This is a genomic window from Nonomuraea sp. NPDC049758, assembly GCF_040674635.1.
Lineage (GTDB): Bacteria > Actinomycetota > Actinomycetes > Streptosporangiales > Streptosporangiaceae > Nonomuraea.
The window spans coordinates 445020-468724 of record NZ_JBFAMZ010000004.1 but is presented as its reverse complement, the minus strand read 5'-3'; the positions used below and the strand labels follow the sequence as shown (position 1 = coordinate 468724).

The 23705-nt window shown below is 71.0% G+C and carries 17 protein-coding genes; 7 read left to right on the top strand and 10 right to left on the bottom strand.

The genetic code is table 11. The features are described 5' to 3' along the window. Positions 1–201: 201 nt before the first annotated feature. From AB0J46_RS13615 to AB0J46_RS13590, 6 genes are read left to right on the top strand one after another with little or no spacing between them, the layout of a single operon-like run. Positions 202–1254, top strand: a complete 1053-nt coding sequence (locus tag AB0J46_RS13615) for an ABC transporter ATP-binding protein (RefSeq protein WP_364330652.1) — start codon at positions 202–204, stop codon at positions 1252–1254. After that, entirely contained in the window at positions 1247–1924 is a 678-nt protein-coding gene (locus AB0J46_RS13610) for an ABC transporter permease (RefSeq protein ID WP_364330649.1), read from the top strand. Before AB0J46_RS13615 ends, AB0J46_RS13610 begins: the two co-directional genes overlap by 8 nt. Next, the gene (locus AB0J46_RS13605; protein ID WP_352352265.1) at positions 1921–2613 is read left to right on the top strand and encodes an ABC transporter permease subunit; all 693 of its coding nucleotides are present in this window, start codon (positions 1921–1923) and stop codon (positions 2611–2613) included. The genes AB0J46_RS13610 and AB0J46_RS13605 overlap by 4 nt, the downstream gene beginning before the upstream one ends. A 40-nt stretch (positions 2614–2653) precedes the next feature. Then, a complete protein-coding gene (locus tag AB0J46_RS13600) occupies positions 2654–3580 on the top strand; it encodes an ABC transporter substrate-binding protein (protein ID WP_357973381.1) in 927 nt (308 codons plus the stop codon). 37 nt (positions 3581–3617) lie between these two features. Beyond that, complete coding sequence (locus AB0J46_RS13595; protein ID WP_364330645.1) at positions 3618–4100, top strand: flavin reductase family protein; 483 nt, start codon at positions 3618–3620, stop codon at positions 4098–4100. Then, the gene (locus tag AB0J46_RS13590; protein ID WP_364330642.1) at positions 4101–4646 is read left to right on the top strand and encodes an NAD(P)H-dependent oxidoreductase; all 546 of its coding nucleotides are present in this window, start codon (positions 4101–4103) and stop codon (positions 4644–4646) included. It begins immediately after the preceding gene. Here the strand turns inward: AB0J46_RS13590 and AB0J46_RS13585 are convergent. The 7 genes from AB0J46_RS13585 to AB0J46_RS13555 all read right to left on the bottom strand — a co-directional run bounded on the left by AB0J46_RS13585 (position 4636) and on the right by AB0J46_RS13555 (position 17451). Beyond that, entirely contained in the window at positions 4636–5121 is a 486-nt protein-coding gene (locus tag AB0J46_RS13585; protein WP_364330639.1) for a hypothetical protein, read from the bottom strand. The two genes, AB0J46_RS13590 and AB0J46_RS13585, sit on opposite strands and share 11 nt — an antisense overlap. Positions 5122–5140: 19 nt before the next feature. Continuing rightward, complete coding sequence (gene sppA / locus AB0J46_RS13580; protein ID WP_364330636.1) at positions 5141–6838, bottom strand: signal peptide peptidase SppA; 1698 nt, start codon at positions 6836–6838, stop codon at positions 5141–5143. A gap of 98 nt (positions 6839–6936) precedes the next feature. Next, positions 6937–8286, bottom strand: a complete 1350-nt coding sequence (locus AB0J46_RS13575; RefSeq protein WP_364330956.1) for a S8 family serine peptidase — start codon at positions 8284–8286, stop codon at positions 6937–6939. A 162-nt stretch (positions 8287–8448) separates the two neighbouring features. Continuing rightward, positions 8449–9828, bottom strand: a complete 1380-nt coding sequence (locus tag AB0J46_RS13570; protein ID WP_364330633.1) for a S8 family serine peptidase — start codon at positions 9826–9828, stop codon at positions 8449–8451. Between the two features lie 163 nt (positions 9829–9991). Then, entirely contained in the window at positions 9992–11881 is a 1890-nt protein-coding gene (locus AB0J46_RS13565; protein WP_364330630.1) for a S8 family serine peptidase, read from the bottom strand. Positions 11882–11978: 97 nt separating this feature from the next. Continuing rightward, entirely contained in the window at positions 11979–14174 is a 2196-nt protein-coding gene (gene glgB, locus AB0J46_RS13560; RefSeq protein WP_364330627.1) for a 1,4-alpha-glucan branching protein GlgB, read from the bottom strand. Between the two features lie 169 nt (positions 14175–14343). Continuing rightward, positions 14344–17451: a BTAD domain-containing putative transcriptional regulator gene (locus tag AB0J46_RS13555; protein ID WP_364330624.1), complete on the bottom strand. Its 3108-nt coding sequence runs from the start codon at positions 17449–17451 to the stop codon at positions 14344–14346. Between the two features lie 74 nt (positions 17452–17525). On the opposite strand from AB0J46_RS13555, the gene AB0J46_RS13550 reads away from it, so the two are divergent. Continuing rightward, a complete protein-coding gene (locus AB0J46_RS13550; RefSeq protein WP_364330621.1) occupies positions 17526–18380 on the top strand; it encodes an NAD(P)-binding domain-containing protein in 855 nt (284 codons plus the stop codon). 32 nt (positions 18381–18412) lie between these two features. Here the strand turns inward: AB0J46_RS13550 and AB0J46_RS13545 are convergent, their stop codons facing one another. The 3 genes from AB0J46_RS13545 to AB0J46_RS13535 form a co-directional block, all read right to left on the bottom strand. After that, positions 18413–19744 (bottom strand): aminoglycoside phosphotransferase, encoded by a 1332-nt coding sequence (locus AB0J46_RS13545; protein ID WP_364330618.1) that lies wholly within the window; start codon positions 19742–19744, stop codon positions 18413–18415. Positions 19745–19747: 3 nt separating this feature from the next. Further along, complete coding sequence (gene treS, locus AB0J46_RS13540; protein ID WP_352322061.1) at positions 19748–21448, bottom strand: maltose alpha-D-glucosyltransferase; 1701 nt, start codon at positions 21446–21448, stop codon at positions 19748–19750. Positions 21449–21519: 71 nt separating this feature from the next. Continuing rightward, positions 21520–23622 carry an alpha-1,4-glucan--maltose-1-phosphate maltosyltransferase gene (locus tag AB0J46_RS13535; protein WP_364330614.1) on the bottom strand — a complete coding sequence of 701 codons (2103 nt, stop codon included), beginning with the start codon at positions 23620–23622 and terminating at the stop codon, positions 21520–21522. Between the last annotated feature and the right edge of the window lie 83 nt (positions 23623–23705).

Below are 23705 nucleotides of genomic sequence, written 5' to 3'. Positions count from 1 at the left end.
GGAGGTAATCATGCCAACTCACCCAGGCCCGGCGCACCACTTGATCGGAAATTCCGGTAAATCTCCCTGGTCAGTGAAACGTTTAAGCCGTCCCCCGTGGGGACACAGGGGTGAGGGTCGCCGTAGTCTTGTGGGCCACCGAGATCATGCGGCGGTCGTGGCAGGGGGGCCGCGGCCCTGCCATCGAGCGAGAGGTCACGCGTGATCACATTCGACGCTGTCACCAAACGCTATCCAGACGGCACCACCGCCGTGGACGCCCTCTCCCTTGAGGCGCCCACCGGCGAGATCACCGTGCTGGTGGGCCCTTCGGGCTGCGGGAAGACGACGTCCCTCCGGATGATCAATCGCATGATCGACGCTTCCGAGGGACAGATCCTCCTCGACGGGGTGCCCGTGAGCGGCATCGACCCGCCCACGCTGCGCCGCGGCATCGGGTACGTCATCCAGCAGGCCGGCCTCTTCCCGCACCGGAAGATCGTCGACAACATCGCGACGGTCCCGTACCTGCTGGGCTGGGACAAGAACAAGGCCCGCGCGCGGGCGATGGAGCTGCTCGAACGCGTCGGCCTCGACCCGGTCTTCGCCGGCCGCTATCCCTTCCAGCTCTCCGGCGGGCAGCAGCAGCGCGTGGGCGTGGCCAGGGCGCTGGCCGCCGACCCGCCCGTGCTGCTCATGGACGAGCCGTTCAGCGCGGTCGACCCGATCGTCCGCACCAGCCTCCAGGACGAGCTGCTGCGGCTGCAGGCGGAGCTGAACAAGACCATCGTGTTCGTCACCCACGACATCGACGAGGCGATCAAGCTCGGCGACCGGGTGGCCGTGCTGCGCGTGGGCGGGCGGCTGGCCCAGCTCGCCGACCCCAAGACGCTGCTGTCGGAGCCGGCCGACGACTTCGTCCGCGAGTTCCTGGGCCACGACCGGGGGATCCGGCGGCTGCAGTTCATCTCCACGAAGGGGCTGCGGCTGCGTACCGACCTGACCGTGCGCGAACGGGCGGCCAGTGACGAGCCGTGGCTGCTGGTCGTGACCGACGACGACCGGCCCGTGGGCTGGTTCGCCGGGTCGCGGCCCGGGGAGCTGGAGCCGTACGGGACGTTCGTGCTCGGCCGCGACTCGATGCGCTCGGCCCTGGACGCGGCGCTGCTGTCGCCCTCCGGCTGCTCGGTCGCCGTGGACGAGGACGGCAGGGTCGTCGGCGTGGCCACCAGGGAGGCCCTGGACGAGGCGCTGGCGGAGGCCGCCGATGCGTGAGGGTCCGCCCAGCATCTGGGAGTGGATCGCGCGCAACTGGGACACCGGCCGCGCCGACAGCATCAGGAACCTGCTGACCGACCACCTGACCATGTCCGTGGTGCCGATCGTGGCCGCGCTGGTGCTGGCGTTGCCGCTCGGGCTGGCCTGCGTGCGCTGGCGCTGGCTCTACCAGCCCACCTCGGGCCTGATGAACGTCGTCTACGCGCTGCCGTCGCTGCCGGTGTTCATGCTGCTGATCTCGGTGACCGGGCTGTCGCAGACCACCGTGATCATCCCGCTGACCTTCTACGGCATGGCCGTGCTCATCCCGGCCGTGGTCGACGGGCTGAACTCGGTGCCCGACCACGTGCGCCAGTCGGCCGTCGCGATGGGGTTCACGCCCATGCGCCGCCTGCTGCAGGTCGAGCTGCCCATCGCCACGCCGGTGGTGCTGGCCGGGCTGCGCGTGGTCGCGGTCTCCAGCATCAGCCTGGTCAGCGTGGGTGCGCTGATCGGTCAGGGCGGGCTCGGCGGGCTGTTCACCCGGGCCTACCAGAACCCGTTCATGCCGCCGGTGGTGACCGGCATCGTGCTGATCGTCGCGCTGGCGCTGGTCGCCGACGGCCTGCTGGTCCTGGCCCAGCGCCTGCTCACCCCCTGGGTGCGCGCGCGGAAGGGGACGTCGTGAGCTGGTTGGGCTCGTTCTTCGGCTGGCTGGCCGACTTCTTCGGCACCGGGGCGAACTGGGCCGGCCCCGACGGCATCCCGGCGCGGCTGCTGGAGCACCTGGAGTTCTCGGCCCTGGCGCTGGTGCTGGCGATGCTGATCGCGGTGCCGCTGGGGCTGGCCATCGGCCACACCGGCAGGGGCGAGGTCGTGGTCGTCATCTCGGCGAACCTGGCCAGGGCACTGCCGACGCTCGGCCTGCTGGTGCTGTTCGTGCTGCTGCTCGGCACGTCCTCGATCTGGCCGGTGATCATCCCGCTGGTGCTGCTGTCGGTGCCGCCGATCCTGGTCAACACCTACGAGGGGATCAAGGGCGTCGATCCGGAGCTGCGCGACGCGGCGTACGGGATGGGGCTGCGCGGCGGGCAGGTGCTCGGCCGGGTGCTGGTCCCGGTGGCGCTGCCGCTGATCCTGCTCGGGCTCAGGCTGTCGGCGATCCAGGTGGTCTCCACCACGACGGTCGCGGCGTACACGGGGCTCGGCGGGCTCGGCCGGTTCGTGATCGACGGTTTCGCGACGAAGGATTATGCGAGCGTTGTGGGGGGTTCAGTACTGATTGTGCTGTTCGCGCTTGTCGTGCAGATCGTGTTCGCCCTCATCCAGAGGGTGACCGTTTCGCCGGGGGTGAGCCAGAGACTGAAGGTTCGATAGTCTCCGGTATTACCTGCCGCTTTAGAAGGGAAATTCACAGATGAGACGCATGATCGGCACCGCGGCGGTGCTCGTGTCGGCGACGCTGGCGCTGGCCGCCTGCGGTGGCGGGAGCGGCGGTGGGGGCAACCCGCTCGACACCACGAGCGCGGCGCCCAGCGGGTCGGCCGCGGCGGCCGGGGGCAAGGCCGTCATCGGCTCCTTCGACTTCGACGAGAGCGTGCTGCTCGCGTCGATCTACGCCCAGGCCCTTGAGGCCAAGGGTGTGCAGGTCGAGGAGAAGCCGCGCATCGGCAGCCGCGAGGCCGTCTACGACCAGGTCAAGAACGGGGGCCTGACCATCGTTCCGGAGTACAACGGCAACCTGCTGGCCTTCGTCGACCTGAAGAACACCGCCTCGACGACCGACGAGGTCAACGCGGCGCTGAAGGAGAAGCTCCCGGCCGAGCTCGAAGTGCTCGACTCCTCCCCGGCCGAGGACAAGGACAGCCTCTCGGTCACCAAGGACACCCAGACCAAGCAGTCGCTGAACACCATCGAGGACCTGGCCAAGGTCTCCAAGAACATGGTCGTCGGCGGCCCGCCCGAGTTCAAGAAGCGGTGGGAGGCGCGCTTCAAGGAGGTCTACGGGCTGGAGTTCAAGCAGTGGGAGCCGAAGGGCCCGGCCACGGCCGACGCCCTGAAGGACGGCTCGATCCAGGTCGGCAACGTGTTCACCACGGACCCCAAGATGCTGGCCAACAACCTGGTGCCGCTCCAGGACACCAAGAACATCTTCCCCGCCCAGAACGTCACGCCGCTGCTGTTCAAGTCCGGCGCGAACGACACGATCCGCACCACGCTCAACGGCATCTCGGCCAAGCTGAGCACCCAGTCCCTGCTCGACATGATGCAGAAGATCTCCGTCAACAAGGACGAGCCCGCCACGGTGGCCAAGGAATGGCTGACCTCCAACGGCCTCGCCTGACGCCCGCGGCGGGGGCCTCCGGCCGGAGGTCTCCGCTGTGAGCGAGTTCACGGAGGCGATGGCGCAACTGGCCGCGGGCGTCGCGGTGATCACCGTCCGGGACGGGCGTGACGACCTGGGCGTGACCGTGTCGGCGCTGATGTCGGTCTCGGCAGAGCCGCCGCTCGTGCTGATCAGCCTGGCCTCCCGCGGCTACCTCTGCGAGGTGCTGCTCCGGCAGGACCGGTGGGCGGCCTCGCTGCTGTCCTCCGGCCAGGCCGCGATCGCCAGCCGCTTCGCCACCGCCGGCCGTCCCAGCGCCCGCCTCCTGCTGGCGGGCACCCCCCACCACCGGGGGGCGCAGACCGAGGCGCTGGTGGTCGAGGGCGGTGTGGCGGCCCTGGAGGCCGAGACGACGCAGGTCGTCCCGGCCGGCGACCACACGCTCTTCGTCGCCCAGGTGCTCGCCGTCCCCTATGTCACCCCCGGGCTCCAGCCGCTGGTACGGCTGCGCGCCCGCTACCGGCCGATGGGATGCTGAATGCGCAGTTACCTCTTCCTCCTGGGCGGCAACCGCCGTGACGGCAACACCGAGACCCTGGCCAGGCATGCCGCCGCCGCGCTGCCGCCGGACGTCGGGCAACGCTGGCTGCACCTCGACGACCACCCGCTGCCGCCCTTCCGGGACATCCGCCACAGCGGCGACGGCGTCTACCCCGTCCCCGAGGGCGCGGAGAAGCTGCTCGCCGAGGCCACGCTCGACGCCACCGACCTGGTGATCGTCTCCCCGCTCTACTGGTACAGCGTCTCGGCCACCACCAAGCTCTACCTCGACCACTGGTCGGCCTGGATGCGCGTCCCCGGCTACGACTTCAAGGCCCGCATGGCGGGCAAGACCGTCTGGGCGGTCACCACGATCAGCGAGGAGGACGAGTCGGTGGCTGATCCGCTGATCGGCACGCTGCGCCTGTCGGCGGAGTACTTCGGGTCGTGGGGCGGCGCGCTCATCGGCTATGCCAACCGCCCCGGCGACATCCTGCGCGACACCGGCGCCCTGGAGCGGGCCGCGGCCTTCTTCAGCCCTTGACCGGGGCGAGCAGGTGCCGCTCGGCGTACCAGCCGAGCGTCGGGCCCCACACCGGGCTGAAGGCCAGCTCGATCCGGGTGACGGCGCCGGTGAGGTCGTAGCGGCGGACCGCGGAGGAGTGGTTCTTGCCCCAGCGCACGACCACGCCCTTGCCGTCGTGCGTCCACTGGAAGCCGCCCACGGTGATGAGCGCCTTCTCGATCCGGACGAACCGGGCCTCCAGCGAGGGCACGTCGATCAGCACGATCCCCGCCGAACGCGGCTCGCCGCCCGGCTCGAACACGTTGAGCAGCAGGCGGCGGCCGTCCGGCGACCAGGTGGGCCAGAGCGTCTGCAGGTACTGGCCCGCCTGCTCGGGGTCCTCCGGCACGGGCAGCTCGACCTCGCTCTCCTTGCCCGACCGGCGGTCCAGGAAGGTCACCTTCGGCGCGCCGCCCGCGTGGTGGGCCGTACTCCTCCGATCCCCGTGGATCACGGGAGCATGCAAGATCGAATTATCTGATGACGTACCAACCGGGCAAAGAGAGCGGACCGGCGGCGGGCAGGCCCAGCTCGGCCGACAGGCGGGCCAGCGGCCCCCAGGCGTCGAGCCGCATCCTGGCCAGGGCGGCGGACTTGTCCTCGCTGGACTCCGGGCCCCGCAGCCGCTCCAGCGGGTTGATCCTGGGGTAGGCGCGCACGGGGGCGTCGTCGGCGAGCCCGGCGCGCTCGCGGGCCAGGCCGAGGGCGTGCTCAAGGCCGCCCAGCTCGTCCACCAGGCCGTTGGCGTGGGCGTCCGCGCCGGTCCAGACCCGGCCTCTGGCCAGCTCATGGGCGCGCTCGCGGGTCAGGCCGCGGCTCTCGGCGACCTTGCCCACGAAGTCGTCGTAGATGCGGTCGAGCCACCCGTTCACCCGGTCCCACTGCTCGGGGGAGAAGCCGCGGGCGGTGGAGAACATGCCGGCGTTGACCCCGTCGGCGACCAGTTCAGTATTTATCCCGATTTTTTGGAGCAAGTCAGTCATGACGGGCTTGCCGCCATAAACGCCGATCGAGCCGGTCAGGGTGCCGGGCTGGGCCACGATCACGTCGGCGCCCATGGACACGAAGTATCCGCCGGACGCGGCCAGGTCGCCCATGGAGACGATCACCGGCTTCACCCGGCGGGTCAGCGTCACCTCCCGCCACACCGTGTCGGAGGCCACGTACGAGCCGCCCGGGCTGTCCACGCGGAAGACCACGGCCTTGACGTGCTCGTCCCGGCGGGCCGCGCGCAGCGCCGCGCTGATCGTGTCGGAGCCCATCGCGCCGCCCCCGCCGAGCGGGCTGCGTCCGCTGCGGCCGCTCCTGATCTGCCCGCTGCCGTGCACGAGCGCGATGCCGTCGGCCATGGGGTGCGGCAGCTTCCGCACCGCCGCGCTCCTGGCGTACCGGGAGACGAACAGCAGGTGGGCCTCGCCGCCCGTGGCCCGTCTGACCTCGTCGTACACCTCGTCGCGGTAGGCGAGGGCGTCCACCAGGCCGGTCGCCTGCGCCTCGGAGGCGGTGAAGGGGCCGCGGTCGATCAGTTCGCGCACCTTGGCGGGGTCGAGCCTGCGGCCCTCGGCGATGCCTTGAACGAGCTGCTCGGCGACCGACTCCACGATGCGGGTCATCGACTCGCGGTGGGGCTCGGTCATGTGGTCCTGGGTGAAGGTGTTGACCGCGGTCTTGTACTCGTGCCGCTGCCCGGCCTCGACCGCCACGCCCAGCTTGGTCAGCGTGCCCTTGAGGAAACGCTGCTCCATCGCCACCCCCGTGAGCCCGACGTCGCCGCTGGGCTGGAGGTAGACCCGCTCGAACGCGGTGGCCAGGTAGTAGGGCACCGTGCCGCCGCTGAACTCCCCGAACGTCTCGGCGTAGGCCACGGTCAGCTTGCCGGAGGCGCGGAAGCGGGTGACGGCCTCGCGCAGCTCCTGGACCATGGCCAGGCCCATGGGGTTGCCGCCGAGCTTGACCACCAGCGCCTTGACCCTGGAGTCCCGGCCGGCCCGCCGGAGGCCGGACAGCACGTCCGACAGACGGGTCTTGCGCATGGACAACACCGCGGCGACCGGGTCGGACGGCGGTCCTTCCGTGAGGCCCTCGGTGAGATCGAGCTCCAGGACCAGCGGGCCGGTGCGCCGCTGGCGAAGCTTGTCGACGGTTTCGAAGATCGCCCTGCCTGCGTCCATATAGCCACCCTAAGCGACACATTTCGTGTCGGGCCCGGAAGAGGTCCAGGCGGCCGCCCGGGTGGGGGCGTCCGCCTGGAACCTGGGCCTATGCCGGGTCAGCGGTGGTGGTGCAGGGCGGCGTAGACGTTGATGCGGGGGGTGGTGAGCTGGGTTCCCGCGCTGGCGTAAGTGATCGGCTTGCCGGTGCGCCGCAACGCGTCGAGGAGCTGGTCGGAGGTGGCGTGCGCGCGCTTCTGCCGCAGCAGCGCGAACGAGCCGGCGACGTGCGGGGCGGCCATCGAGGTGCCGTTCAGCGTGGCGTAGGCGTTGCCGCTGATGGCGGCGGTGATCGAGACGCCGGGTGCGAACAGGTCGAGCATGGCGCCCCGGTTGGAGAAGGAGGCCACGGCGTCCTGCTTGTCGGTGGCGCCCACGGTCACCACGTTGGAGACGCAGGCGGGCCAGGAGACGGAGGCGTCGAAGCCGTTGTTGCCCGCGGCCACGACGGTGGCCACGCCCTTGGCCTGGAGCTGGTCCACCTCGGCCTTGAAGTCGGCGCCGTCGCCCTCGTCGCAGTAGGCGTCGTACTTGCCGCCGCCCAGGCTCAGGTTGACCGCGGCGATGTCGTACTGGTCGGCCAGCACGTTCGCGTACGCCATGCCGGTCAGGACCGAGGAGTCGTAGGCGAGCACGCAGGACGCCGCGGCGCCGCAGTAGGGGGAGTTGTCGAAGCGGCTGAAGACCTGGATCGCGATGATCTTGGCCTTGGGGGCGACGCCGGGGTTCGGGAACTCCTTGGTGGTCTGGCCCGCGGTGATGCCGGCGACGTGGGTGCCGTGGTAGCACAGGCCGTACTCGGGCCGGGGGGCGTTGCGCAGGCACGCCTCGGTCTCGGAGCTGGCCGCGCCGTCGCCGATCTGGAACTGGCTGCCGTTGGGGCACAGCGGCGTCGAGCCGTCGGCCGGGTCGGTGGCGGAGAAGCACGCCTGCGCCGCGATGCGGCGGCCGAAGGCCGGGTGGTCGTTGTCGATGCCGGAGTCGATGATCGCGACGGCGGTGCCCTTGCCGGTGAAGCCCTGCCGGTGCGCCCGGTCGGCGCCGATCAGCGGCACGCTCTGCGCCAGCGAGGGCTCGTTGAGCCGGTCCTTGCGGATCGAGACGACGTCCGCCTGCTCGGCGACCTTCTCCAGCTCGGCGCGGGTGCCGCGGTAGACGAAGAAGTCGAGCTTGCCGGCCAGCTCGGCGGGCGGCGTGGCCACGACGTTCCGCCTGTCCTGCCTGACCCCTTCCGCGCCGGCCAGGGCCGACTGCACCTGGGCGGGCTGGCGGACGCGGACGATGACGCGGTGCTCGCCCGTCGAGGTGACGGCCGGGTCGATCTTGGACTCGGGATCGGCCAGGGCGGGGGTGGCGACCAGCGACGCAGCGGTGGCGGCGAGGGTGATCGCACCGGCCAGCAGAGACATGAGTCTCAACTGATCCTCCGGGGGGTCGGGGGGCGTTTGTGTAAAGAAGTGTAGATATTGGACAAGAGATGTCAGAGAGGCGCTTGTGTTCTGTTATCGCTTCTTGTCCTGGTAAGCGAAAGGGCCGGATCGTCGGATCCGGCCCTCTCCTGGGTGCTGGTGTCAGGCTTTGGGAGTGCTCGGGGCCGTGGCGCTGAACACGTCGATGCGGGCCGTGCGCACTTGGGCGCCGCCGGCGGCGTAGCCGATGCTGCGGCCCGTGGCCTGCAACCGCTGCAGGCTCTGCGCCACCGTGAAGTTCGGGTACGCCTGCCGCATCAGCGCGAACGCCCCCGCCACGTGCGGCGCGGCCATCGACGTGCCGCTCTTGTCGGCGTAGCTGTCGTCCGGCACCGAGGACCTGATGCCCACGCCCGGCGCGAGCAGGTCGAGCAGCGGGCCCCGGTTGGAGAAGTCGGCCAGCGCGTCCCGGTCGTCGGTGGCGCCCACCGCGACGGCGGAGGAGATGCAGGCGGGCGCCGAGACGCCGTCGGGGAAGCCGTTGTTGCCGGCCGCCACCACGGGCGCGACCCCGAGGGAGATCAGCGTGTCGAAGTCCGGCTTGAGGCCCGCCGCGCTCGGGTCGGCGTCGCAGTTCTCGCGGTACGGCCCGCCGCCGCCCAGGCTCAGGTTCGCCGCGGCGACGCGCCGGGCCGCGGCCACCCGCGCGACGTACTCCAGCGCCAGCTTCTGGTCTGAGGTGTAGCTGAGGAAGCAGGGCGCCTGGGTGCCGATGGCCGCGCACGTCATCGCGCTGTCGATGCGGCTGAACACCTGGATCGGCAGGATGCCGGCGGCGGGCGCGACGCCGTCGGAGGGCGCGCCGGTCGTCATCCGGCCCGCGGCGATGCCCGCGACGTGCGTGCCGTGCGAGCAGGCGTTGACGCCGTTCACGACGCACTGGGCGGTCTCGGCGTCCGCGGACCCCGGGCCGGTCTGGCTCGGCTGGTTGTTCGGGCAGAGCGAGACCGAGCCGTCACTGGCGTCGGAGGAGGAGAAGCACGCCTCGTCCACGATCCGGCCGGCGAAGAACGGGTGGTCGCGGTCGATGCCCGTGTCCAGGACGGCCACCGTGAAGCCGCTGCCCGTCCAGCCGGCCGCGTGGGCCCGGTCGGCGCCGATGATCCGGGTGCTGGTGTCCAGGACGGCCGGGCGCAGCTCGTCCTTGTAGACGGCCTGGACGCGGTCGTCCTTCCTGAGCTGGGCCAGCGTCTTGCCGTCCAGCTCGGCGACGAAGAAGTGGGACGACTGCGCCCCCTCCAGCACCCGGCTGCCCTCGGAGGCCTGTTCGAGATCCTTGGCCACGGCCTGTACGTTCTGCCCCGGCTTGAGCTGGATGATCGACCGGACCTTGCTCTTGGCCTGGACCTCCGCGACGAGGGCGGGGCTGATGACCGGGTCGCCGGTGTCGTGCGCGTCGGCGCTCAGCGCTGGCGCCGCGCAGAGCACGGCGGATGTCGTGGCCAGCGCGGCAGCGCAGGCGAGCAGGGACCGTAGCCTCACTTAGTCCTCCGAGGATCAGATCGTCCGGTGTGAGGTGTCCATCCCCTGGTGTGACAAGTGTGATGTCGGTGACCTATGTGAAAGCAGTGAAAGCTGAGCGGGTTTTTGCCATGCGGCGGGAGAAGCGGAAGGGCCGGTCGGCCCTTCCGTTGAGGAGGCTGCCTCAGAGCGACTTGAGCACGGTCTTCGTCGCCCTCTTCAGCGCCGCCTTCGACGCCGCGCCGCTCAGCCGCACCTTCTCGGCGGCGGTCAGCACGGTGGTGCCGTTCCTGCCGTGTGCCCAGTTGAGCCAGGCCGTCAGCAGCGCGCTGTCCAGCTTGTCGCGGGACGTCTTCGTGCCCTTCAGCACCCGGTACGCCTTGCCCAGCGACGATGCCTTGGTCAGCTCGGGGAACACCTTGCTGGCTTTGCCGATCAGCTTCAGGTAGCAGTTCAGCGTGTTGTCGGGGATCGTCCCGCTGCTGCGGTGGATCTCCACGGCCCACTTGCCGGCCGTCATCCTGGCGCCGGCCGTGCCGCGCGTGCAGACGGCGGCGGCCGACGGGGCGGGGGTCGGCGTGACGGTCACCGTCACCGTGACCGTGGGCAGCGGGACCGGCGTGACCGAGGACGTCGGGGCCGGCGCGGGCCGCCCGTCGTCGGGGTCGGGCTGGGGCGTCGGGCCGCTGCCGTCCGTGGGGTCGGGCTCGGGGTCGTCCGTGGGGCCGGTCGTCGGCGCCTGCGTGATCGGCGGCTGGGTGCCGGTGCCGGCCAGGGCGGCGCCCACGTCCAGGCGGGGGGTGGTGACCTGGGCGCCGTTGGCCTCGTACTGGTAGGGCCGGCCCGTGGTCTTCAGCGTGTTGATCAGGTCGGCGACGGGCGTCTGCGGCGCGGCGGCCTTCATCAGCGCCAGCGCGCCGGCGACGTGCGGCGTCGCCATCGACGTGCCGCTGTGCGTGGCCATCTGGTTGTCCGGCACCGAGGACTGGATGTCCACGCCGGGGGCGAAGAAGTCGACCAGCGAGCCCCGGTTGGAGAAGTCGGCGATGGCGTCGGCGCCGTCGTTCGCGCCGACCGCGACCGCCGAGGAGACGCACGCGGGGTAGGAGGCGCCCTCGAAGAACTCGTTCCCGGCGGCGACCACGGTCGCGATGCCCTTGGCCAGCAGGGCGTCGATCTTCGGCTTGAAGACCGCGCCCTCCTCGGTGGCGTCGCAGTCGGTCTCCGACAGCGCGCCGCCCAGGCTCAGGTTCACCGCCGCGACGGGCTGGGTGAGCGTGGCCACGTAGTCCATGGCCAGCCGCAGCGACGACTCGAAGGCCAGCAGGCACGACGACTCGCCCGTGCAGATGTCCTCGTCGTTCACCCGGCTGAACACCTGCACCGCGATGATCCCGGCGCCCGGGGCCACGCCGCCGCTGCCCGCCGCGATGCCGGCGACGTGCGTGCCGTGCTCGCACAGGTTCACGCCGCCGGACAGGCACTTGGCGGTGGTGGCGTCGGCCGCGCCCTCGCCGGTCTGCTGGGGCTGCCCGTTCGGGCACAGCGACTCCACGCCGCTCTCCACGGCCGAGAAGCACGCCTCGCCCACGAGCCTGCCCCCGAAGTACGGGTGGTCGCGGTCGATCCCGGTGTCCAGGACGACGATGTTCTGGCCCGCGCCGGTGAGGTTCTTCTCGTGGGCCTTGTCCGCGCCGATCTGGGTGATGTTGGCCCCCACCTCGGCCGGCGCGTACGTCCGGTCGCGGTGGATGGAGGTGACGCGCGGGTCCTCGGCCAGCTTGGCCAGCTCCTCGGCGGTGCCCTCCACCACCATGAACGACTGGCTCTGCGGCTGCAGCAGCACGTCGACGCTCTGGGCCGCCGCCACGCCGGCCACCGGCTCGTGCTGCGCGGCGTCGGTCAGCTCCACGATGGCGCGGGTGGTGTCGCCGTCGAGCGCGAGGCCCTCCTCCAGCTTGCTCTGGGAGGGCGCCGGCGTCGGCGTCGCCGCGGGGTCGTCGGCGAACGCCGGGACGGAGGCCGATGACAGGGCCAGCACGATCGAGCACACGATCAGGGGGCGAAATCGCACGCGTCCTCCGAGGGGGATGATCTCGGAGTTTAGGGCGATTTATCCCGCCAGCACAGAGCCCGGCCCTGTTTCTCACCGAACTTTCAGCGCACGCACCTCAGACGTTCAACGACCCCGACGGCCCCGAGGACTCCGACGAGTCGGACGGCGCCTCCTTGGTCAGCCACACCGCGCCGAGCGGCGGCACCCGCAACGTCGTGGAGAACGGCAGCCCGTGCCACGGCTCGGCCTCGGCCTCGACCCCGCCCATGTTGCCCACGCCGCTGCCCCAGTAGTCGTAGGCGTCGGTGTTGACGACCTCCGCCCAGTGGCCGCCGTAGGGCAGGCCGAGCCGGTAGCTCTCGTGCGCCCCGCCGCTGAAGTTGACCACGCAGGCCGCCGCCGACCCGTCGGCCGCGTACCGGACGAACGAGAACGTGTTCCCCGACGCGTCGTCGGCGTCGATCCAGCGGAACCCCTCCGGTCTGGCGTCCTGCTCCCACAGCGCCGGGGTCTCCTTGTAGAGCCTGTTGAGGTCGCGGACGAGCCGCTGCACGCCCTTGTGCCCGTCGAACTCCAGCACCCACCAGTCGAGCCCGCGCTCCTCCGACCACTCCGAGCCCTGGCCGAACTCGCCGCCCATGAACAGCAACTGCTTGCCCGGATGCGCCCACATGAACGCCAGCAACGCCCTGAGCTGGGCGAACCGCTGCCATTCGTCCCCCGGCATCTTGCCGAGCAGCGAGCCCTTGCCGTGCACCACCTCGTCATGGGACAGCGGCAGCACGTAGTTCTCGGAATAGGCGTAGATGAGGGAGAACGTCATCTGATGGTGGTGGTACTGGCGGAAGATCGGCTCGCGGCGCAGGTATTCGAGCGTGTCGTGCATCCAGCCCATGTTCCACTTGAACCCGAAGCCGAGCCCGCCCAGGTGCACCGGCCGCGAGACGCCCGGCCAGGCCGTCGACTCCTCGGCGACGGTCGAGATGCCCGGAGCCTCCCGGTAGCAGACGGAGTTCATCTCCTTGAGGAACTCCACCGCGTCGAGGTTCTCCCGGCCGCCGTAGACGTTGGGGGTCCACTCGCCCTCGCGGCGCGAGTAGTCGAGGTAGAGCATCGAGGCGACCGCGTCCACGCGCAGGCCGTCCACGTGGAACTCCTTCAGCCAGTAGAGCGCGTTCGCGACCAGGAAGTTCTTGACCTCCCTGCGGCCGAAGTCGAAGACGTAGGTGCCCCAGTCGGGGTGCTCGCCCCTGGCCGGGTCGGCGTGCTCGTACAGCGGGGTGCCGTCGAAGCGGGCCAGGGCCCACTCGTCCATGGGGAAGTGCGCCGGCACCCAGTCCAGCAGCACGCCGATGCCGCGCTGGTGCATGCGGTCCACGAAGTGCCGGAACTCGTCGGGCGTGCCGAACCGGGCCGTCGGCGCGTAGTAGGACGTCACCTGGTAGCCCCACGAGCCGCCGAACGGGTGCTCGGCCACCGGCAACAGCTCGACGTGCGTGAACCCCATGTCGGCCGCGTACTCGGAGAGCTGGTCGGCCAGCTCCAGGTAGGACAGCCCCGGCCGCCACGAGCCCAGGTGCACCTCGTAGACGCTCATCGGCCCGAGCTGCGCCGGCCGGTCGCGCCGCGCGGCCATCCAGTCGTCGTCGGCCCAGGCGTAGGCGGACTCGTCGATCACGGAGGCGGTCATCGGGGGCACCTCGGTGCGCCGGGCCATGGGATCGGCCTTGTCGCGCCAGAGCCCGTCGGCGCCGAGGATCTGGAACTTGTACCGCTCACCGGCCTCCAGCCCCGGGACGAACAGCTCCCACACGCCCGACCGGCCGAGCGAGCGCATCGGGTAGGCGGTGCCGTCCCAGTGGTTGAAGTCGCCGACGACCCTGATGCCGCGCGCGTTCGGCGCCCAGACGGCGAACGCGGTGCCCCGCACGTCCTGGTGCTCCATCACGCGGGCGCCCAGGACCTCCCACAGCCGCTCGTGCCGCCCCTCGCCGATGAGGTGCAGGTCCACCTCGCCCAGCGTGGGCCAATGCCGGTACGGGTCCTTGACCTCGTACGGCTCCCCACCGGCGTACCGGACGCGCAGGATGTAGTCGGGCACCTTGTCCAGCCCGGCGACCGTGGCCTCGAACACGCCGTGGGCCTGGTGTCTCATGTCGTGGGCCGTGCCGTCGTCGAGCACCACCTGCACCCGCTCGGCCAGCGGGCGCAGCGCGCGGAACACCACGCCGCCCGGGACCGGGTGTGCTCCGAGCACGGAGTGCGGATCGTGGTGCGCCCCGCCAGCGAGGCGGTCGAGCTCTGTCCTCATGGGCATGCTCCCAACCCTGCCTTATGATGACCGTCCATCTCAGGCACTGCCCGCTTTCACGGCGACAATCACCGAATGTGCAAAATCCCGGGATGATCGCAGAAGTATGCGGGATCGTCATGGATGATCCTTGGCCGTGTCGTGGCCGGATCCGCCCTGTACAAGGCGATCAGGCGCCCGATGTGTCCGGCAGCAGGTCGTCCACCGGCATGCCGGCCCCTTCGGCCAGGCCGGCCGCCAGCGCCGCCGCACCCAGGCCCGCCGTCACGACCGCCGTGATCCGGTCCACGTCGCCCCGCTCGCCCGCCGGCAGCGGCGCGCCGACGGACGCCCTGAGCGCGGCGGCCTTGCCGAGCAGCCGCGCCGCCTCCGCGTGCCGGCCGCCGAGCGCCCGCGCCCCCGCCAGCCCCTCCAGCCCGAGTGCGGTCGCGCGCGGATCGCCCACGTTGCGGGCGGCGGCCAGCCCGCGAAGCTGGAACTCCAGCGCGCCCGCCGCGTCCCCGCGCAGCTCGGCCACGAACCCCAGCTCCGCCAGGATCAGCGCCGCGCCCGGCTCGCCGGAGACGTCCAGCACCCAGTCCAGCCAGCTCAGCAGCAGCCGCTCGGCCTCGTCGAGGCGTCCCTGGCGGCGCGCGCCGAGCGCCAGCCCGATCTCGGCGAACTCCTCGGCCGGACGGTTCGACTGCGACACCGCCAGCCGCCTGGCCCGCTCGTGGTGGTCGTCGGCCGCCGCGTGGTCGCCCCGCAGCATGGCGATCCGGCCCAGGCGGGACAGCGCGTCGGAGACCGAGCTCCACAGGCCCAGCTCCTCGGCCATGCGCAGGCCCTCCGCACGCAGCTCCGCGGCGCGGTCGTAGTCGCCGATGATCTCGGCGTGGCTGCCCAGGCACTCCGCCGCCCGCAGCTCGCCCCAGCGGTCGCCGGTCCGCCGGAACAGCGCCAGGCCGCGCTCGCCGTCGCGCCGCATGCCCGCCAGGTCGCCGCGCATCCCCGCCCATCTGGCCCGGACGGTCAGGGTGGCGGCCATGCCCCACTCGTCGTCCAGTTCGGCGAACTCCGACAACGCCGTCTCGATCATTCCGGCGCTGATCGACAGATCGTCGTACCCGAACAGGGCGAAGCCGACGAACCATCGCGCCCTGGCCCGCTCCCGGGCGTCCTCGACCGCCGTGAACAGTTCCGTCACGTCCGGGCCCGGCGGCTGGCCCACCAGCAGCCGCATACCCGCCAGCCACGCCCTGGCCCGCGGGGCGCCCGGATCGTCGTCCGCCGCGATCGACAGCGCCGCCTCCAGCGCCCGTTTGCCCTCGCCCAGCCGGCCGCGCAGCACCCAGTACCAGGCCAGGGCGTTCACCAGCCGCAGCGCCTCGGCCGCCGCGCCGAGCCGCACCGCCGTCTCCAGTGCCGCGCGCAGGTTGCCGCCCTCGGCGTCGAGCCGGGCGAGCGCGCGCCGCTGCCCGTGCCCCCGCAGGTACGGCTCGGCCCGCTCGGCCAGGCCCGTGTAGTGGCGCACGTGCCGGAGCCGCACCTCCACCGGCTCGCCGGCCGCCTCCAGCCGCTCCACGCAGTACGCCGCCACCGACTCCAGCAGCCGGAACCGCGGCTCCCCGTCACCCCACGCCCGCACCACCAGCGAGCGGTCCACCAGCCTGGCCACCGTGTCCAGGACGTCCACGCCCGGCTCGGCGCAGACCTCCTCGGCCGCCTCCAGGGTGCACCCGTCGGCGTGCACGGCCAGCCGCCGCAGCACGACGCGCTCGTCCTCGCCCAGCAGCTCCCAGCTCCAGTCGATCACCGCGCGCAACGTCTGCTGCCGGGCGGGCGCGCCGCGGCGGCCGGAGGCGAGCACCCGGAACCGGTCGTCCAGCCGTTCGGCGAGCTGGCGCGGGGTGAGCGTGCGCATCCGGGTCGCGGCCAGCTCCAGGGCCAGCGGGATGCCGTCCAGGCGGGCGCAGATCTCGGCGACGTCGGCGTCCGGCTCGATGCCCGCGCGCGCGGCGAACAGCGCCGCCGCCGCCTGCGGTCCGAGCGGCGGCACGCTCCACAGCGCCTCGCCCTCGACGCGCAGCGACTCCTGGCTGGTGGCCAGGACGCGCAGCCCGGGCGCGGCCCGCAGCAGCCGTCCGGCCAGCGCGGCGACCTGCTCGACGACGTGTTCGCAGTTGTCCAGGACGAGCAGCGTCCGGGTGCCCTCCAGGACGTCGGCCAGCCGGGCGGTCAGGTCCTGCGCCGCGCCGCCCACGTCGTCGCGCAGGCCGAGCACCGCCGCGACCGCCTCGGCCACCTCGACCGCCGGGGCTCCGGCGCGCAGCCCCGCCAGCTCCACGAGCCACACGCCGCCGCCGAAGCCGGGCGGGCCGGGGGAGTCGGCCGCGGCGAGCGCGAGGCGGGTCTTGCCGACGCCGCCGGGCCCCGTCAGCGTGACCAGCCGGTTCGCGCGCAGCAGGGCGCGCACCTCCGCCACCGCCTCCTCCCGGCCCACGAGCCCGGTGAGCGGCGCCGGCAGGTTCGTCCGCCGCCGCTCCGGCCCGTCGAGCGCCGGGTCCTGCTCAAGGATCGCCTGGTGCAGCGCGACCAACTCGGGACCGGGGTCGAGCCCGAGGTCGTCGGCCAGCCGCGTCCGCAGGTCGGCGTAGCTGGCCAGCGCCTCGCCCTGCCGTCCCGCCCGGTACAGGGCCCGTACGTGCGCGGCCCGCAGGCGCTCGCGGAACGGGTGCTCGGCCACCAGGTCGGTCAGCTCGGCCGCCAGCAGCCCGTGCTCGCCCAGCCCGAGCCGCGCCTCGGCCAGCTCCTCCAGCGCCACCAGCCGCTGCTCGTCGAGCCTGGCCACGGCCGCCCTGGCGAACTCCTCGTCGGCGAACTCCGCGAAGGCGGCCCCCCGCCACAGGTCGAGGGCCTGCCGCAGCAGCCCGGCGCGGGTCCGCGGGTCGGCGCTGCGCTGCGCCTGCCCGACGAGGGCGGCGAACCGTCCGGCGTCCACGTCCTCGGGCTCGACCCGCAGCACGTATCCCGGCGCCCGGTACGCCACCAGCTCCCGGTCGCCCAGCACCCGGCGCAGCTGCGACACCTTCACCCGGAGCGCGGCCAGGGCGTTCGCCGGCGGCCTGCCGCCCCACAGGTCCTCGATCAGCCGGTCGGCGGAGACCGGCCGCCCGGCGTGGATCAGCAGGTCGGCCAGCAGTGCCCGGACCTTGACCTCCAGCACCTGGACGGGCTCGCCGCCGGGCCCCCACACGGCGAGCGACCCCAGCACCCCGAACCGCACTCCGCCCCCCATAAGCAACTCCGAATCAGACCATAACCCCCTGCGGGCAGGGTGAAGACATCCGTCAGAACCTAAGGAATCCCGAAATGTCAGAAGAAATTTCCATCATCGGTCTCGGCCTCATGGGCGCGGCACTCGCCGGCAGCCTGCTGGACGCCGGACACCGCGTCACCGTGTGGAACCGTTCGGCGGACAAGGCCGAGCCCCTGGTCGCCAGGGGCGCCACCCGCGCCGCGACGGTGGCGGAGGCGGTCGCGGCGAGCCCGCTGGTGATCGTCTGCGTGCTCGACTACCCGGCCGTGTACGAGCTGCTGGCCGACGTCCCGCTGGAGGGGCGCGTCGTGGCGAACCTGACCACCGGCCGGCCCGTCGAGGCCCGGCAGGCGGCCGAATGGGTGGCCGCACGCGGCGGCGACTACGTGGACGGCGGCATCATGGCCGTGCCTCAGATGATCGGCCGGCCCGGCGCGCTCGTGCTCTACAGCGGTTCGCAGGCGGCCTTCGACCGCTTCGAGGACGCGTTCCGCGCGATGGCCGAGCCGCGTTTCGTCGGCTCCGACCCCGGGATGGCCCCGCTCCTCGACCTGGCCATGCTCACCGGCATGTACGGCCAGATCGCCGGCTTCCTGGAGGCGACCGCGCTCGTCGACTCGGCCGGCTATCCGTTGACCGACTTCACCAGCACCCTCCTGGTCCCGTGGCTCAACGCGATGGCCGCCCTGCAACCGGAGTGGGTGAAGTCCGTCGAGTCGCGCGACTACACGACCCTGGTGTCGAACCTGGAGATCAACAGGTCCGGCCTGGAGAACCTGGTGCGCGCCTTCCGGGAGCAGCAGGTCAAGCCCGACCTCCTGCTGCCGCTGAAGGCGATCATCGACCAGCGCACCGCCCGCGGCCACGGCGCCGAGGGCCTGCCCGGCCTGGTCGAAGAGCTGCGCTGACCCTCAGGGCCGCCGGTTCCCGGCCCCGCCGGTCAGGCGGGGCGGGGGTGGAAGGCGGCCAGCGGGATGGAGACCCACGACGGGCGGTTACGGGCCTCGTAGACCACCTCGTACACCGCCTTGGACAGCTCGAACGCCCGCAGCAGCGCCGCGTCCCCGACCGTGATCATGCCGCCGCCCTCGCGGTAGCCGTCCAGGAAGGCGGTGCGGTTGCGGTCGGCCCAGGCCTCGGCCCGGGGCTGGAGCTCGGCGGCCTGCGGGTGGTCGGCCAGCAGGTGCCTGGCCGCGTAGTCGAACGAGCGCAGCATCCCGGCCACGTCCCGCAGCGGCGACGACAGGGCCCGGCGCTCGGCCAGCGGTTGCCCCGGCTCGCCCTCGAAGTCGAGCACCACCCAGTCGGTGGGCGTGCGCATCACCTGGCCCAGGTGGTAATCCCCGTGAACACGCTGCACGGGCACTTCCCTGGTGAGCAGTTCCACCTGGTGGTAGGCGTCCTCCAGAGCCGCCATGTGCCGCCGCAGCTCGGGCACCTCGGCCATGGCCCGCCCGAGCTGCCGCCGGAACCCCTCGGCCATGCGTTTGACCTCGGGAATCTCGACCACGTCAGTGGGAAACGCCGCGGCCAGCTCGTGGTGGACGCGGGCGGTGGCGACGCCCAGCCGTACGGACTCGGCCGCGAAGTCGCCGCCCGCCTCGGCGGCGGTGACCCCCGGCAGCGAGGCGTACAGGTCGCGGACGCTGGCCAGCGCGAGGTCCCAGCCGTCGTTGGCGTTGGACAGGTACTCCTGCATGAAGGCGAGCGTGGTGTCCGTGCCGTCCACGTCGGCCTCGATCCACCCGTACGGCTGGGCGATGTTCGGTGCGCTCCGGACGGCCAGGGCGCTGATGATCTCCAGCTCCGGATTGACGCCCGGGACGAGCCGGCGGAACAGCTTGCAGATGTAGGAGTCGCCGTACACGAGCGAGGTGTTCGACTGCTCGGCCCCCAGCACCAGGCTGCGCTGGGAGGTGTCGATGACGACGCCGGGCGCGTGCCGCATGCGCAGCCCGCTGCGGGTCTCGTCGCCCGCCATGCCCTCCAGCAGCCAGCTCATGGCGTCGGCGTCATGGACGGCGTCATAGAACCAGGTGTCGCCGAGGCTGCCGACGAGGGCGTGGTTGAGCCGGTCGGGCAGGTCGTGCCGCTCGCCCAGGAAGACCTGGTACCGGTCCCGCGCGCCCTCCTGCCAGACGGCCACGATCAGGTGCCGGAGCCCTGGCCTCAGCAGGACGTCCGACTCGATCGACAGATCGTCGATCGGGCGCCCCTTGCCGCCGAACCATCGTTGGCGGCCGATCCATGCGGCAAGGAGCTCCTCTATCACGCCCTACTCCTCCTGGGTGTGTGCCGGTGGGAGTGTGAACCAATAGAACCCATGCCCGGGAAGCGTCAAAAGATACGGTAGTTCGCCAATTGCCGGGAATGGGACCCCTCCCATGGTTTCCACGGGGGAGACGCCGACGAATCTGCGCAGGTCAAGCTCGACCGGTTGCGGGAAGCGCGACAGGTTGTTGACGCACAACATCCGGTCGTCGCCCAGCTCCCGGACGAACGCGAGCACGCTGGGGTTGGAGGAGTTAAGCTCGGCGAACTCGCCGAGCCCGAAGACGGGGTGACGTTTGCGGATCTCGATCATCCGCTTGGTCCAGTGGAGCAGCGAGCCCGCGTTCTTCTGGTGGGCCTCGACGTTGATCGCCTGGTAGCCGTAGATCGGGTCCATGATCACGGGCAGGTAGAGCCGCCCGGGATCGCAGTCGGAGAACCCGGCGTTGCGGTCGGGGTCCCACTGCATCGGGGTACGGACGCCGTCGCGGTCGCCGAGCCAGATGTTGTCGCCCATGCCGATCTCGTCGCCGTAGTAGAGCACGGGAGAGCCCGGCAGCGACAGGAGCAGCGCGGTGAACAGCTCGATCTGGTTGCGGTCGTTCTCCAGCAGGGGAGCCAGCCGCCGGCGGATGCCGACATTCGCCCGCATACGCGGATCTTTGGCGTACTCCGTGTACATGTAGTCGCGTTCTTCGTCGGTCACCATTTCGAGCGTCAGCTCATCATGGTTCCGCAGGAAAATCCCCCACTGGCAGTGTTCCGGAATTTTCGGCGTTTGTGCCAAAATTTCGGAAATTGGGTAGCGGGACTCTCGGCGGACCGCCATGAAAATGCGGGGCATGAGCGGGAAATGGAAGGCCATGTGGCATTCGTCCCCGCCGCCTACCGGATCGCCGAAATATTCCACCACGTCCGAAGGCCACTGATTCGCCTCGGCGAGCAGCACCCGGTCCGGGAAGAGCCGGTCGACCTCGCGCCTGATGCTCTTGAGGTATTCGTGCGTCCTGGGCAGGTTCTCGCAGTTGGTGCCCTCCTCCTCGAAGAGGTAGGGCACCGCGTCCAGGCGGAAGCCGTCGATGCCGAGGTCCAGCCAGAACCGCAGCACCTCCAGCATGGCCTCCTGCACGTCCGGGTTCTCGTAGTTGAGGTCGGGCTGGTGGTGGAAGAAGCGGTGCCAGTAGTACTGGCCGCGCACCGGGTCGTAGGTCCAGTTGGACGTCTCGGTGTCGATGAAGATGATCCGGGCGTCCTGGTACTTCTCATCGGTGTCCGACCAGACGTAGAAGTCGCCGAACGGGCCTTCCGGGTCGTGCCTGGAGGCCTGGAACCAGGGGTGGGCGTCGCTGGTGTGGTTCATGACGAGGTCGGCGATCACCCGCATGCCGCGTTTGTGCGCCTCGTCCACCAGCTTCACGAAGTCTCCCAGATCCCCGAACTCGGGCAGGATCTTCATGAAGTCGGCGATGTCGTAGCCGCCGTCACGCAGCGGCGACTCGTACAGGGGCAGCAGCCAGAGGCAGTCGACGCCCAGCCACTGCAGGTAGTCGAGCTTGCTGATCAGGCCTTTGATGTCCCCGGTCCCGTCGCCGTTGGAGTCGGCGAATCCCCTGATCAGAACCTCGTAGAAGACGGCGCGCTTGTACCAGTAAGGATCGCGCGGCTTTTCCTCGTCGAAGGTGTTGGGAATGGGTGTGGAGCTCATGGACTCCCCCAGAGGGGGCTCATGAGGAGGGCGCTTTCACACACGTTGAAGACTCCCCGCTGAATTCTGTTCTACCGTGGCGCGGCTCGTACGGTGAGAATGTGGGCAGGCTGGATGTGAGGGTCGAGACGCACATAGTTGCTCTGCCTCCAGCGGTAGGACTCGCCCGACAGCTCGTCGTCCACGACGAACTCGGCGTTCCAGTCGAGACCGATGGCGGGCAGGTCGAGATCTACCGTCGCCTCGTGGGTGTGGTGAGGATCCAGATTGACAACCGCCAGAACGACGTCGCCCAGCCCGTGCCTTCGTGTGGCCGTGTCATAGGCGCCCGGAAGCCGTTTGGAGAAGCAGACGATGTCCGGATGGTCGACCCTGTGGAACCGTAGGTTACGCAATTCCTGCAGCGCCGGATGCGCTCTTCGGAACAAATTCAGATGGGTGATGAGCGGGGCGAGGGTCCTTCCTTCGCGTTCGGCTGCCGCCCAGTCGCGTGGCTTGTACTGATATTTCTCACTATCAAGGTATTCCTCACTACCTGGGCGCACCGGAACGTTCTCGGCGAGCTCGTACCCGGAATACACCCCCCAGGTCGGCGACGTGAGAGCCGCCAGCACGGCCCTGATCCGGAACGCCGGCACGCCGCCGTGCTGCAGGTACTCGTGCAGGATGTCCGGGGTGTTGACGAACAGGTTCGGCCGCAGGAACGCGGACGTCTCGTGTGAGAGCTCGGAGAGGTAGGTCTCCACGTCGAACTTGGAGTTCTTCCACGTGTAATACGTGTACGACTGGTGGAACCCGGTCTTGGCGAGCGTCTGGAGCATCGCGGGCCGGGTGAACGCCTCGGCCAGGAACACCACGTCCGGGTCGGTCGCGTGGATGTCGGCCAGCAGGCGCTCCCAGAACGCCACCGGCTTGGTGTGCGGGTTGTCCACCCGGAAGATCCGCACGCCGTGGTCCATCCAGTGCCGCAGCACCCGCCGGACCTCGGCGAAGATGCCCTCGGGGTCCCTGTCGAAGTTGATCGGGTAGATGTCCTGGTACTTCTTCGGCGGGTTCTCGGCGTAGGCGATCGTGCCGTCCGCCCGGATGGTGAACCACTCCGGGTGCTCCTTGACCCACGGATGGTCGGGGGAGCACTGCAGGGCGAAGTCGAGCGCGACCTCCATGCCCAGGGCGCGGGTGCGGCTGACGAACTCGTCGAAGTCCTCAAGGGTGCCCAGGTCGGGATGGACGGCGTCGTGACCGCCGTCCTCCGAGCCGATGGCCCACGGCGAGCCGGGCTCGTCGGGCTCGGGGCTCAGCGTGTTGTTGCGGCCCTTGCGGAAGGTCTGGCCGATGGGATGGATCGGCGGCAGGTAGACGACGTCGAAGCCCATCTTGGCGACGGCGGGCAGCCGCTTGGCCGCGGTCTCGAAGGTGCCCGACCTGGAGACGCCGGACTCGGTGACGACCGCGCCCTCGGACCTGGGGAAGAACTCGTACCAGGAGCCGTAGAGCGCCCTGCGCCGGTCGACCCTGACCTTGTACGGCTTGGCCCTGGTCACCAGCTCACGGAACGGATGCGCCGCCAGCAGCGCGGCCGTCTCGGGGAGCTGGGCGATGGACAGCCGGGCGCGCGGGTCGAGATCCTCGTCCCGCAGCGTGGCCGCCACCGACAGCAGCGCGGCCCGGTGACCGCACGCGCTGTCGCCGTTGCCGTTGCCCTTGCTGTTGCCCATGCCGTTCCTGGAGTGCCCGTTGCCGGGGCCGCCCTGGCCGCCGGGCGCGGGACACTCGGCCGTGCGGACGGCCTTGGCGGCCCGCTCGAACAGCCGGGCCCCCTCCTCGCACATGAGGTCGGTGTCGAGCCCACGCGGGATCTTGATCTCGGCGTCGTGCAGCCAGGTCGCGATCGGATCGCTCCACGCCTCCACGCGGAACATCCAGTCGCCCTCGGCCGGCAGGCACACGTCGACGCCCCAGCGGTCGGTGCCGGGGGCCAGCTCGCGCATGGGTTTCAGGCGGCCACGCTGTCCGTCGGGCGAGGTGAGCACCACGCCCGCGGCCACGGCGTCGTGGCCCTCTCGGAAGACGGTCGCCGAGACCTGGAAGGTCTCGCCGGCGACCGCCTTGGCGGGCCACTGCCCGCAGTCGACGACGGGGGAGATGTCCGTGATGGGAATTCGTCCGATCATCGCATTCGCAGGGTTTGCGACGGCGCGCTCGGCGCCGCCGGAGGCTTTCCGTATGTGCAAGATTCCGCAACCGCGTGGGACCG